This window comes from Bremerella sp. TYQ1 (genome assembly GCF_020150455.1).
GTDB classification, from domain to species: Bacteria; Planctomycetota; Planctomycetia; order Pirellulales; family Pirellulaceae; genus Bremerella; species Bremerella volcania_A.
The window spans coordinates 1,084,687-1,097,674 of record NZ_CP083740.1 but is presented as its reverse complement, the minus strand read 5'-3'; the positions used below and the strand labels follow the sequence as shown (position 1 = coordinate 1,097,674).

General features: G+C 51.7%; 9 protein-coding genes. 6 read left to right on the top strand and 3 right to left on the bottom strand.

What is annotated here, in order from left to right; translation table 11 throughout:
• Window positions 1–5: 5 nt before the first annotated feature.
• Together LA756_RS03995 and LA756_RS03990 are read right to left on the bottom strand one after the other, a co-directional pair.
• Window positions 6–2,789 carry an FtsX-like permease family protein gene (locus LA756_RS03995; RefSeq protein WP_224438588.1) on the bottom strand — a complete coding sequence of 928 codons (2,784 nt, stop codon included), beginning with the start codon at window positions 2,787–2,789 and terminating at the stop codon, window positions 6–8.
• On the bottom strand, window positions 2,786–3,589 hold the full coding sequence (locus LA756_RS03990; RefSeq protein ID WP_224438587.1) for an ABC transporter ATP-binding protein: 804 nt from the start codon (window positions 3,587–3,589) through the stop codon (window positions 2,786–2,788). The genes LA756_RS03995 and LA756_RS03990 overlap by 4 nt, the downstream gene beginning before the upstream one ends.
• A gap of 515 nt (window positions 3,590–4,104) precedes the next feature.
• Here LA756_RS03990 and LA756_RS03985 point away from each other — a divergent pair.
• The 3 genes from LA756_RS03985 (at window position 4,105) to LA756_RS03975 (ending at window position 6,204) form a co-directional block, all read left to right on the top strand.
• Window positions 4,105–4,761 carry a PepSY-associated TM helix domain-containing protein gene (locus LA756_RS03985; RefSeq protein WP_224438586.1) on the top strand — a complete coding sequence of 219 codons (657 nt, stop codon included), beginning with the start codon at window positions 4,105–4,107 and terminating at the stop codon, window positions 4,759–4,761.
• A gap of 120 nt (window positions 4,762–4,881) precedes the next feature.
• Complete coding sequence (locus tag LA756_RS03980) at window positions 4,882–5,328, top strand: DUF2271 domain-containing protein (RefSeq protein ID WP_261362086.1); 447 nt, start codon at window positions 4,882–4,884, stop codon at window positions 5,326–5,328.
• Window positions 5,329–5,397: 69 nt separating this feature from the next.
• Window positions 5,398–6,204 carry a DUF4198 domain-containing protein gene (locus LA756_RS03975; protein WP_224438585.1) on the top strand — a complete coding sequence of 269 codons (807 nt, stop codon included), beginning with the start codon at window positions 5,398–5,400 and terminating at the stop codon, window positions 6,202–6,204.
• A gap of 220 nt (window positions 6,205–6,424) precedes the next feature.
• On the opposite strand, the gene LA756_RS03970 is transcribed toward LA756_RS03975, so the two are convergent.
• On the bottom strand, window positions 6,425–7,414 hold the full coding sequence (locus tag LA756_RS03970) for an alpha/beta hydrolase (RefSeq protein ID WP_224438584.1): 990 nt from the start codon (window positions 7,412–7,414) through the stop codon (window positions 6,425–6,427).
• A gap of 494 nt (window positions 7,415–7,908) precedes the next feature.
• Here LA756_RS03970 and LA756_RS03965 point away from each other — a divergent pair, with 494 nt between their 5' ends.
• The 3 genes from LA756_RS03965 to LA756_RS03955 all read left to right on the top strand — a co-directional run bounded on the left by LA756_RS03965 (window position 7,909) and on the right by LA756_RS03955 (window position 12,880).
• Window positions 7,909–10,641 carry a hypothetical protein gene (locus LA756_RS03965; RefSeq protein WP_224438583.1) on the top strand — a complete coding sequence of 911 codons (2,733 nt, stop codon included), beginning with the start codon at window positions 7,909–7,911 and terminating at the stop codon, window positions 10,639–10,641.
• A gap of 99 nt (window positions 10,642–10,740) precedes the next feature.
• On the top strand, window positions 10,741–11,787 hold the full coding sequence (locus LA756_RS03960; protein WP_224438582.1) for an NAD(P)-dependent oxidoreductase: 1,047 nt from the start codon (window positions 10,741–10,743) through the stop codon (window positions 11,785–11,787).
• Window positions 11,774–12,880, top strand: coding sequence for a dihydrodipicolinate synthase family protein (locus LA756_RS03955; protein WP_224438581.1), 1,107 nt, complete (start codon window positions 11,774–11,776; stop codon window positions 12,878–12,880). Before LA756_RS03960 ends, LA756_RS03955 begins: the two co-directional genes overlap by 14 nt.
• The last annotated feature ends 108 nt before the right edge of the window (window positions 12,881–12,988 follow it).

Genomic DNA, 12,988 nt, shown 5'->3' with positions numbered 1-12,988 from the left:
TTGACTTACGTCGATGCACGACCTGCTTGCAGAAGTGTTAGCGGTTCTGTCCTTCCAGACGAAATCGCGGGCCACAACGCTGCAAGGAAGCAAAGTGTGAACGTAAGAGCATAGCCAAACACGAGCGACGACCACGGAACAACCAACGGTGTACTGACACCTTCAAACCATTGATTGCTGACATAACGAACCAAGCCAAGACAGGTCCATCCCGTCAATATTCCAAATAGCAAGCTAAGAGCACTTGCAACCAAGCCAATCATGATTGCCTCTGATAGTACAAGTTTGACCAGGCCAAGTCGGCGTAGACCAATCGCCCTTAGAATGCCAAACTCCCAGCGTCGAGCACGGACAGAAGCAGCCATCGTATTCACGATGCCTAGTGACACCACTAAAAGCGTAATCAGTGGAAGCCACCCCATGGCGCCAACGGCAGCCCCTCCGCGACGCCGCATACTGTTGCGAACATCTTCCAAGGACGTCACTTGCAATTCATCCCGAGAAAGTCCCCCGACCCGACGTCCAGGGCCAATTCCTTGTTGAGCGGACTCGCGCTGGCTGGTCTTTTCTGCTGAAGCAACAACGGCCTGCAAAGCTTCCTTTAGCTGTTCGTCATTTATCCCTGATTGTGGGTCTAGCCAGAGATATTCAAGCATCGGCAAAGCAAAATCTTCACGCACTTCTTCTTCCGGGGCGAAGACGATGCCTGCGGTGCGGACGAAATGACGACGAATACCTGTGGTTTTAGTTATCCAATTCGAACCAGGCATCGATACGATACCTGCAATCGTATATTCGACGGGCTCCTTGGGACGGTTAGGAGGGATCATCGTAATCGTATCGCCAACCTTTAGACCAGCCAGACGATCAAAGGTATCTGGTACTAAACAAAATCGCCCCTTCTGTAACTTCGCTAGTGCATCTTCTCGGTTACCTTGAACGAAGCGAAGTTGAAACAGTGGGTTATTTCCAGCGAAAGCTTTTTCGGTATCAAGACCGACGAGAGAAACGTTATCCTGGCGAACGGCAGAATCTCGCTCTGCCGCTTTAAGTGGATCGCCGACAAGCTTCGTTTGCTCTACGGCAGCGGTCAGACAACGATTCGAGTCGATACCTGTGACTTGGCAAATCTGCTCGTATTGCTCTCTTGGAATTCCCTCGGCAAATTTAACAATCGTGTCCGGTGTCCAACGCCCTGGCATAAAGCCGCCAAGCATCGAATATCCCCAAACCTGCGTTGCGGTATAGAGCCCAAGCCCCAGCATTAACGATGCAGCAATTCCGGTCGTTCGCCACATGTTGGTGCTTAATTGGCTTTTGACGAGCCCAGTTTGAATCCGCATGATCCATGCAATTAATGGGCTCAAAATGCGTTCCACACCAAGTACGACAAGTGGAGCCAACAATGCGAAACCAAGCACCGTTGCTGGCGCGCCTACCAGCAATATCAAGACGAATCGAACCCCTTCCGGCATTCCTACCGCATAAACCAATAAAGGATTGATCGCGATTAGCATCAGGCTAACGACAGTCGCCATAACGTACCATCGACCAGATTTTGGTCGCATCGGTGTCGGGGCCATGGCTTCCAATGGACTGATCCGTGTGGCTTTCCAAATAGGAAGTATTGAAGCTAGTATGGCTCCAAGAAACGAGCACAATCCTGTCAACAGTATGCTCGCAAGACCCAACTGCACTCCGTTGGGAAAGAGCGATGGCGTTGCATTGGCTAGAAGCTGAAGCAATATCCAGCCTCCAAGCAATCCGCCGACCCAACCAAAGACGGCAAGGACAAGTGCCTCGACGAAGACCAGCTGCGCGACTTGAAATCGTCGAAGGCCGACCGCACGGAGTACTGCCATTTGTCGAGCGCGTTCGTTCACGCCCATACTTAACGTCGTGAAAATGATGAACGCAGATGCCAGGATGGACAGTGCGGTCACAAAGTATGCCTGTTTCCGTGCCCCTTCCGCTTCAAATCCAGACGAGATCTTCGAGCGGATGTCATCTGTACGAAGTAGCTCAACGGCCGGATTCGCAGATGCGATTGCATCCTCCAAAACATCTGCTGTCTTGGAAGGACGCATACGGACTTCGATCAGATTAGTTGGGTGCGTATCACCAGTAAGTGTTGGCACGAGTTGCATTGGAACGTAGGCAGCCAGCGAAGCGGGGCCTCGGTTCACGCCGCCAGGCGCTCCGCCTTTGGTACGCGTCATGGCAAACTCAACCTCTGACTCAGGTTGTTGAACAATACCAACGACATCCAAATCAACGACTTCACCGTTCACTGTTCTGAATCGTATTGCGTCCCCTGGTTTCAGCCCGAGTGCATCAGATACTCCGCTGCTGACAACGGACTCAGTTTGAGAGTTAGGGTCGAGCCATCTCCCTTCCATAAGTGGGTAGCGAGATTCGGGCGAATCGGTTCCGACAACGCTCGGCCAAAACCGTCGCGGAGGTGCCCCTGCATCAGGCAATGGATTCGCCCGTCGAAACATCATTTTGAATTGAGTAACAGGATTGGCCGACTCTACAGCCGGATGGCTGGCTACGGCACTGATAACTTCCGGTGAGATCTGTTGATCTGCATCTTTGGGCACAACGAACGTTGTGTAATTGCCGATAAAGTCGTCGGTTTGTTCGTCAAATTGTGACGCGATCGCTTCATATGCTGAGACAACCCACAGAACGACACCAATTGCGGCAATCATTGCCAACGCCGTCAGGAGTAATCGTACTTTTTGCTGCCGTGCGTGGGCGACAAACAACTTCCAAGACAAGCTCATACAGCACCTACCGTTGTTTGGCCGGAGACGATCTCCTGATAGCGAATCGCGAGAGACTGGGCATCCGGTACCTGCTCCGCTTTCCAGTCAGAACAAACTGTTCCATCTTTCATAACGACGATACGATTTGCCCATGCCGCAACCGCAGGTTCATGCGTCACCATTACGATGCTTCGCCCTTCTTCTTCGTTGAGTTCTTTTAGAAGCGAACAAATCGCATTTCCGTTTCCGGAATCGAGACTACCTGTCGGCTCATCGGCTAAGATGATTGCGGGGTCCGTCACCAATGCTCGAGCGATCGCGACTCGCTGTTGTTCGCCACCACTCATCGCATCGGGCCGATGTCCGAGGCGATCGCCAAGACCGAGGCGTTCTAGAAGCTGGGTGGCTCGCTGCTTTGCATCGACATTCGGACGGCTTCCTTCCGCCAAGAGAGGCAGCATTACGTTTTCGATGGCGGTCAATGCGGTGACCAGATTGAACTGCTGAAACACCAAGCCGATTCTGCGACGTCGAAAATCGGTCAGCTTGGCGTCCGATAAGCTCGAAAGCTTCTCACCTTCGACAAAAACCGATCCGGTATCAGGACGCGTAAGCCCTGCCATCACATGCAGCAGAGTACTTTTGCCGCAACCGCTCGGTCCCATGATTGCGGTGAATTCACCCGATTGAACGGAGAGCGTAACGCCGTTCAAAGCGTTGACTTGGTTCGCTCCCTGGCGGAACGTTTTTACGAGGTTTTCCGTGCGTAATGGGGGTGAATCGGCGGCGTTTTGGTTTGGGGATGTCTCGTTCGACATTCTTCTTCCTTCGATCAAACACGGATGCAATGGGACGACGAAAGCCGTTTAAATGGCGAATTCTTGTCCAACGAATCGGGGCTATACGAATCGTCAAACGGGCTTTCGAGACAAACTTCCTGTCATGAACCTAAGTCATTGTGATGTTACGAGTTGGCGCAATCGACGGCATCACAAGGGCGACTGAAGTGGAACGTTCAGGACAATAAAATTCCAAAACGCACTTTCAGAAATTGCCAAATGGCTAAGCCTAGCTGGTAGATGTGGCTTGGCAGTCGCTATGAGAAACAAGTTGTGAATAACCTAAGATATCGCCCCAATGTTTAGCTGGCAAGTCATTCGTTAGCCAAGTAATCTTTGGGCAAGGTTCGCGCAGACTTCGCGCAAACTCGGCGCAAAGTTTGATTTGGTTACTCTGCTTGCCAATTGCGCGCTAACGGTATAGACTCGCTAGGACTTTCACTATTGAGATCCTGTCTCACCACCTTCCTGGTCGAGAGCTTACGTTGGCAGAAGTGACTTCCTCAACGACGAGTGACGCAAAAGAAAAAGCCAGTCGCGACAAGAAACGCCGCGCCTACTGGATGCGAACGATGATCCAGTGGCATTGGATCAGCTCGGCAATCAGCCTGGTCGGAATGCTGCTCTTCACCATCACTGGCATCACGCTCAATCATCCCAGCGAGATTACCGTTGAACCAACCGTGACGACGCTGACGGCCGAGATTCCCTCGGACATGCTGGTTTCTTTGAACGAACAAACCACGGAAGAAGATGCCCCGCTTCCCCGAGAATTATCAAAATGGCTTAGCGGTCAATTTGGCAAAACGGTCGGCTCTCGTCCTGCGGAATGGTCGGAAGAAGAAATCTACTTGTCGATGCAAGGCCCCGGCTCAGATGCCTGGCTGGCAATTGATCGTGAAACTGGTTTCGTTGAATACGAACATACCAACCGTGGTTGGATTTCATACTTCAACGATTTGCACAAGGGTCGCAACACCGGAGTTGCGTGGAAGTGGTTCATCGACATTTTTGCGGTCGCCACGCTGATCTTCTGCATCACCGGATTGTTTCTTCTTTACTTTCACGCACGCCATCGTCGGATGACTTGGCCTTTGGTCACCCTTGGGCTGATTCTCCCCTTGCTTTTGGCAATGCTTTTTATTCATTAAGAAATAAGCGAGTTCTCCTTCAGGAGTCATCATTAAATGCTGCATGCTAAACCACCAATGTTTTTAACGTTCATTCTTCTCTTAATCTTTACTGCGACGTCCTACGCGGCGGAATTGCAAGTGAGTGTTGAGATCCCCAGACTGAACGTGTCGGAGTACCATCGCCCTTACATTGCGGTGTGGATTCAGGACGGCAACCGCAAAGTTGCTGCCAATTTGGCCGTCTGGTACCAGATGGACTCGCCAGGTGATGAAGTCGGCACGAAGTGGCTTCCCGATCTTCGGCAGTGGTGGCGACGAACCGGTCGAAGTCTCGATCTTCCTGTCGACGGTGTAAGCGGAGCCACGCGTCCTGCTGGCTCTCACGATCTGAAATTCTCAGAATCCGATAAGCAGTTGTCTGGCCTCAAGCCTGGCGATTACACCCTCATCGTCGAAGCGGCGCGCGAAGTTGGCGGCCGAGAATTGCTTGAAATTCCATTCACTTGGCCTGTTCAAAAATCATTCAAAGAAGAAGTGCGCGGTAAAGAGGAGTTAGGCAAAGTTTCGCTCTCGATTGAGCCGTAACCCAGTCTAATTCTATCGGTCGAAGTTTCACTTTCAGAGTCTTTCCTATTTCCCCCTCAGGAGATTTCAATGCTTCGCTCATTTGTTCCGGCGATCGCTTTGCTGATGTGCGTACCACTGTCGGCGTTCGCTCACAAAGTTTGGTTGTTGCCATCCCAAACGGTTCTCTCTGGTGCCGAACCGCTCGTTACCGTCGACGCGGCCGTTTCCAATGACTTGTTCTACTTCAATCACTTCCCACTGCAGCTTACCAATTTGGCCGTGACGGCACCTGATGGTTCCAAGGTCGAAGCTGAAAATCAAGCCACTTTGCGATATCGCAGCGTGTTCGATGTTCCTCTGAAGCAGGAAGGGACTTACCGCATTGCGATCGATAACCATGGCTTGTTCGGAAGCTGGGAAGAAAATGGCGAACGTCGCCGTTGGCGCGGCACACCTGAATCTTTTGCAAAAGAAGTTCCTTCCAACGCGACGAATCTAAAAGTTTCGGAGAGTATCGGACGCATTGAAACGTATGTGACCAATGGTGGACCAACGGAAAAAGTCTTCGAGTCAACCGGCAAAGGTATCGAGTTGGTTCCTATCACCCATCCGAACGACCTGTACGCTGGCGAAAAGGGGACGTTCCGTTTCCTGGTAGACGGTAAGCCAATGGCTGGTCTCAAAGTTGAAGTCATTCGCGGTGGAACGCGCTATCGCGACGCCCAAGAGGACCAGCACGTCGAGACGAATGCCCAAGGCGAATTCACCGTCGAATGGAAAGAGCCTGGCATGTATTGGTTGGAAACGTCTTTCCAAGACGAAAACACAACCATTACACAAGCACAAAACCGACGATTAAGCTATGCAGCAACGTTTGAAGTCCTGCCGCAGTAAGCTTGCGTTTTTCTAGAAAGCGAACGGCCTGGTGCGAATCTGCGACACCAGGCCGTCACTGCTTATCTCCACTGTTCTTCCAAGCGTTGTGTATTTGACCGACACGACGTATCTGTCTTGATCGGATGCCTCTCAACCAACGCATTTGCCTTCTCTGGCTCGATGACATACTTCTACGGACTAACCGTAGTCACTTAAGTGCCCGCCGAGGAACGGTATCTCAGTTTGTTTCCCGTCGACGCATTGGACCGGAGCGATGTGACTGTGGGAACGCAAAGTGAAATGCCTCGATCAATGCAGGCGGAACAACCGTACCATGATTTTCACCTGAGAACTCTCGATATTTCACCTCCAGCTTATCCGACTTAATTTGCATCAGTCGATTCGCGAAATCGGCCGTCGTTCCAAAGGCGGTACTAGCAGCGGTAGGGTCTAACGCCGCGGCAGGTCCTTGATTTCCGGCCAACTCTAATTCGCCGACTTCGATAAAAAGCTTTTTGGGCGCGGCCAAACTTTGGACGTTCTTCACGAACTGTCTTTCAGCGGTTAAAAGTGCATAGTCATTCCACCAACCGCTCGGGCTGATCGCAATGTAGGTTTGAAATGCATTAGGCTGGGTGAAGAAGGCATGCATCACAAACAGTCCACCAAAGGAATGGCCGACGATCGCGTGATCCGAGGAACTTGCCGAATACTTCTCGACGATTCTTGGTTTCAGTTCGTTGACAATGAAACTAAGAAATTGGTCCGCGCCGCCAGACTCCGGCCAACCTCGACCGCCTCGCGATGGGGGCAGCTTAGCCGGATCTGCTTTCGTTGTCATGTCGAACGTTCGACGCTGCATGTCGAACTGTCCATCCGATGGATAGCCAATCCCAACGACAATCGCTCCACCCACCGAGCCTCGCGATCGCAAGCGATTTAAACTGGCCGCCAGAGGAAAATAAGCATTCGCATCGAGTACATAAAGCACTGGTAAATCCGAAGGAACGGTGTTCCCTTCGGGCGTTGCGACAAATATCCGATACTCCCGACCTTCTTTTGACTTCAGATCAAAAACTTCTGCATTGGGAAAGACATACTCACTCTCTGATACCTGGGCCGCTTTCGGCGGTGGAACCTCATCCGCGGAAACTTGCGAATGTGTCAGGATAATACCCAGAGCAATAACGAGGTAAATCAGCAGGTGGAGTATGCCAGCAAGTTTCATGGGTTGTCGTGTGCATAATAAAAGAGTGGACGAAGCTTCATCAGAATAATTGACCGTAGCCGAGCATATGGTCCTTCGCAAGTGCTATCGCTCGGCGTTACGCTGCACGAGGTTGACATTCCTTCCAGCATCTTTGGACTGGGATATTGGCTGTTCATGCAGCCAAAATTCGCAGGAGGACGAATTCCGGTAAACGGTCTTAGAGCCTCCTCGCAAGTTCAACAACTAACGTCGCACCTGCCCCTCTTGCAGGCTAATCGGAAACCATTTCTTAGCCGCGATCTAGATTACTCGTGACAAAAACAAATGGCCTTGCTATGATGCCACGTGACATCATGATTGTGGCGAATGGCCGCTAACATTCCAGAGATACGAGCTTGCGAGATGTCGATTCATTGAACCGGCCGTTTCGCGATTCCCCCGCCTAGGCGACGCACGACCGACCACCCAACGTCGCCCGCAACCATTTCAATCCAGAATTTTAGGATTAGAAAATGCTAAAACGTTTCCTGACACTGTTGTTCTGCGCGAGTGTTGTTCTTCTGTTGGATCGAACCACTTGTGAGGCTGCCGAGGTAATTGAGCTTTCGGATAGTGGGGCAACCAAACTGATCGCCAGCAACGCGGATGTCTCTGCAGAATATGCCGAGCTCGTCGAGGATGAGCGATTGGAGGGGCTGCCTGGAATTACGTTGAAAGAAAACGCTGACGCAGGCGTCGCCACGGATCGCCAAGAGCCTGACGCGACATTCCTTGTCAAAGCACCTACGAAAGGCATCTACCTGATACGGACGTTTGCCGTTGTCGATGACCATGGGAATAAGCTCATGGAGGAAGCGAAAGGTAAATATGACTCACTCTTCATGAAGCTTCAGGTCGATGAGACACGTCCAACGAAACGTGTTGTGTACGTTCCTTGGCATCGGCCACACCAGGTTACGGGAAAGTTCCACTTTAACGGTGACGAGCAGAAGCTGAAAATCTGGCTGCCTCAAGGTGTTCGCCTTGGATATGTCACGATTCAGCCCTACGTCGCCCCGGCAGTTCCTGAAGCTGCACAAGACTATCGTCCTAAGTGGACGCCGCCTGCAAGTCATCCACGACTATGGTGCAACGAAGAAACTCTTCCGCTTATTCGTTCTCGATTGAAATCTGATGAGCACCATGAGGTTTGGGATAAGCTTGCTCGAACGGCGACACAACCGTTTGAGATTACGTTCGCCGAGAACGAAGAAACGCCGCACAATGCCTCGCTAGAGAAGGCAGCTGAAACGAAAGCCTTCTACTACTTGATGACCGGTGACGAGAAAGTTGGTCGCGAGGCGGTTCAGTTGATGAACGATTACCTCGAGCGTGTTGAGTTTGGCAACATTCTCGACATTACTCGAGAGGTTGGCCGCGCCATTTACACCGGTTCGCTTGTGTTCGATTGGTGCCACGATCTGCTTAGTGACAACGAACAAGCCACGCTGCATAAGAATCTCATGCGATTGGCAATGGATATGGAGTGTGGCTGGCCACCGTTCCGCCAAACGATCATCACCGGCCATGGCGCCGAGGCTCAGATCAATCGCGACCTGTTGAGCATGAGCATTGCCCTGTATGAACGAGATCCGACGTTGTACCAGTACACATCGTACGTGATTCTCGAACACTTGGTTCCCATGCGAAAGTTTGAGTTTCAGTCTCCGCGATACAACCAGGGCGTCAGTTACGGAGCGTTTCGGTTCGGTTGGGAAATGCACGGCGCGTGGCTCTTCTATCGCATGACCGGCGAACCGGCCTTCGATGAGAACATCAAGGAAGTACGCAAGTTTTGGCAGTACATGAGAATGCCGGATGGAATGATGCTTCGCGACGGCGATGGTTCGAGTGGCGTCTCCGATGGACGATTCAACTATTGGAAGTACCCTCGAACGATGTTGTTGATGTACGCCTATGCCCAGGACCCGATCTTGAAGGCGGACTTCTACCGACAGGGCGGCCCGGCGAGTGACCCGATCATGTTCCTCCTGTTGAACGATCCAACACTGGAGCCAATCGAAAGCCTCGAGTCGCTTCCATTGACAAAAGACTTTGGGCCGGTGTTGGGCTCGATGGTTGCCAGAACCGGGTGGGACATCAGCCTCGATAGCAACGACGTGGTCGCTGAGATCAAGGGAGGTGGCTATCTCTTCGGAAACCATCAGCACTCGGATGCTGGATCGTTACAGGTCTATTACCGAGGACTTCAAGTCGCGGATCTGGGGCTCTACAAGTTCTACGGCACCCCGTACGATCGTAACTTCAACAAGCGATCGATCGCCCATAGCATGATGCTTGCTGTTGACCCGGACGAAACATTTCGAAGAGCCGAGTCGAACGACGGCGGCACGCGTTACAACCAAGTGGCTCCGCGGACTCCCAAAGAAGTCCTTAGCAATCCGTGGTTCGATAACGGGAAAGTCATTGCTACCAGCATTGGGCCATCCACCGACAAACCGCTTTTCAGCTACTTCAAAGCGAACTTGACGAAGGCCTATTCAAAGAAGATGGCGGACTATAGTCGCGGCTTTTGCTTTCTCAACATGTTTCGTAGTGACGTTCCCGCGGTTATCGTTCTGACCGACGATATGACGACCGCGAAGCCGGAGTTCCAGAAGTATTGGCAAATCAATACGCTGAACGAACCGCAAGTGACGAACGATGGATTCATCCTTTGGAACCAGCGAAAGGAACTTGAAGGAAAGACGCATGTGCACGTTCTTAAACCGGCTGCGAACAATCGCACTATTGAAGTGCTCAGCGGCAGCGATGCGACAAACGTCTTTGGCATGCAGCTTGACCCGCCGCCATCTTCAGCGCCTGAGGCCAACGGCTACAGAGTTATGGTTTCGCCAAAAGACGACGCCAAACGGGATCGCTTCCTGACGGTGTTACAAATGGTCGACGGTAACTCGAAACCGTTGCCAGTCGATTTTCAGGAACAAGAGGAAACGTACGTCATTGCCATTGCAGATAGATTGGTCGTCATGAGCAACGACTCAGGGTTCGTCGAGAATTCGTTTTCTCTGCGAATACCAGACGATTCTCAGCGTCAGGTAGGCCTGCTTGGCTTGAAATCTGGGCACTGGACCATTTCAAGCGACAACGGGCAACCGGCTATTCGCGCAGAAGTGAAAAAGGGAGATCACGCCATCTACTTTCAAGCCAACCCAGGCAAGTACGAAGTCGAACTTGCTGAATAAACTTACTCGTCCAACGGCCGTTGACGAAGCTGCCGTTTTCCGCTTTTCGGCAGACATGCGAACCAAAGCATGTTCCCATTCGTGAAAGAGACCACCGGTATGACAGACTCAGAATCGCCCATGATTGAAATCAACGACGAAGATCAACTTGACCAATGGCTGACCACGCCGAGCCAAGCATTGATCGAATTCATGCGTCAGTTGCGCGGAGATATTTTGATTCTCGGGGCTGGCGGTAAAATGGGACCATCACTTGCGGTTAAGGCTCGTCGAGCCGTTACCGAAGCAGGATCCGACTGTCAGGTTATTGCGGCAAGTCGCTTTTCCGATAGTCGATCCGAACAGTGGTTAAACGACCAGGGCGTTTGCACCCATAAGGTCGACCTTTTGGATCGTGCTTCTGTCGAACAACTGCCGGAAGCTGACAATATCATCTTTCTCGTAGGCTCAAAATTCGGGACGAGTACCAATCCATCGCAGACATGGATGGCCAATACCATTGTCCCAGCGAATGTCCTTGAGCGATTTCCTCGCTCTCGCTTTGTGGCCTTATCGACGGGCAACGTTTATCCTTTTTCGCCAATCGAATCTGGCGGTTCGCGTGAGACAGATCCTGTTGGCCCTATCGGCGAGTATGCTCAAGCGGCCCTCGGTCGTGAACGAGTGTTTCAGCATTATTCCGTCGCTAATGGCACTGAAGTCGTTTTGGTTCGGCTCAACTACGCGGTCGACCTCCGCTACGGCGTCCTGGTCGATATCGCAACCAAAGTTCAGTCAGGCACTCCGATCGACCTTACTTGCGGATATCTAAACTGCGTCTGGCAAGGCGATGCCAACGATGCGATTCTTCGGAGTTTGGCTTTGGCCGCTTCTCCGTCGCATGTCATCAATTTGACCGGCGAAGAAACATTGTCTGTGCGAAGTATCGCGGAAGAGTTCGGAAAGCTGATAGGAAAACAAGTCAGTTTCGTCGGCGAAGAAGCTCCAACCGCGCTGTTGAGTAACTCCACTGAAACGTGGCGACAGCTAGGAATACCGGAGACTTCGACCAATACCATCCTCCAGCAAACTGCCAATTGGGTCTCACGCGACGGACGTCTGCTCAACAAACCAACGCATTTCGAGGTGCGCAATGGAGCCTTCTAAAGCATCTTCACTCACGCATTACAACCGCTTCCCGTTACCTCAGCCGTGGGTAATGGACGCTATCCGCTCTGGTATTGCTATTCCTGCTCACCCACTGGCACTGACTTCCGATTACAAATTGGACGAGCGACGCCAACGTGCGCTAGCAAGATACTATCACGCTGCTGGGGCAGGCGGCTTGGCCGTAGGAGTTCACACGACTCAGTTTGAAATTCGTCAGCCGCAATACGGGCTGTTTCAGCCGGTATTGGAACTGGCTGCCGAGACGGCGAGAAATTGCGACGCAACTACCGATCGTCAAACCGTGCTTCTAGCCGGTATTTGTGGTGATACGGACCAGGCTGTTTCCGAAGCACGGATCGCTCGCGAGCTGGGCTATCATGTTGGGATGATTTCGCTCTCTGCATTAAAGAACTCAACCGACGAGGAACTCGTCCGTCATTGCGAGTCCGTAGCAGCCGAAATTCCTATCTTTGGCTTCTACATGCAGTCAGCCGTTGGAGGACGTGAACTGTCGTCCAAATTCTGGCGAGAGTTGGCCTGTATTCCTAATCTGCTTGGAATAAAGATTGCTCCGTTTGATCGGTATAAAACACTCGAGGTTGTGCGTGCTGTCGCTGAATCAGGGCGTTCCAACGAAGTTGCCCTTTACACAGGCAATGACGATAACATCGTCCTCGATTTATTAAATGAGTACGAAGTTGGAGCCCCGCAACATCCCACGCGGCTCCGGATTGTTGGCGGTCTCCTTGGACACTGGGCATGTTGGACCAAATGTGCCGTGGAGCTGCTACAGGAGTGTAAAGCGACGTGGAAGGAAGTTGATATTCCTTCCCGTTTATTGACACTTGCATCTCAGGTCACTGACTGTAACGCGGCATTGTTTGATGCTCGAAATAACTTTCATGGATGCGTGGTCGGTATTCATTACGCTCTTCAGAAGCAAGGGTTACTCGAGAACCTAAATTTGCTGGATCGCAATATCGGTCTTACGTCTGGACAAAAAGAGGAAATAGACCGAGTCCACCAAGCCTATCCTCATCTACACGATGACGATTTCGTTCAAACCCACCTGGATGAATGGTTACGTTAGCTTGGAAACACTCGCAGTATATAACGTTGCATTAGACGCTGCTTAACTTCCGCCCGCCCTGCCCTTCCCGCCAATCTGCCTGTTGCTTGGATAGAGTGAATCGATGCC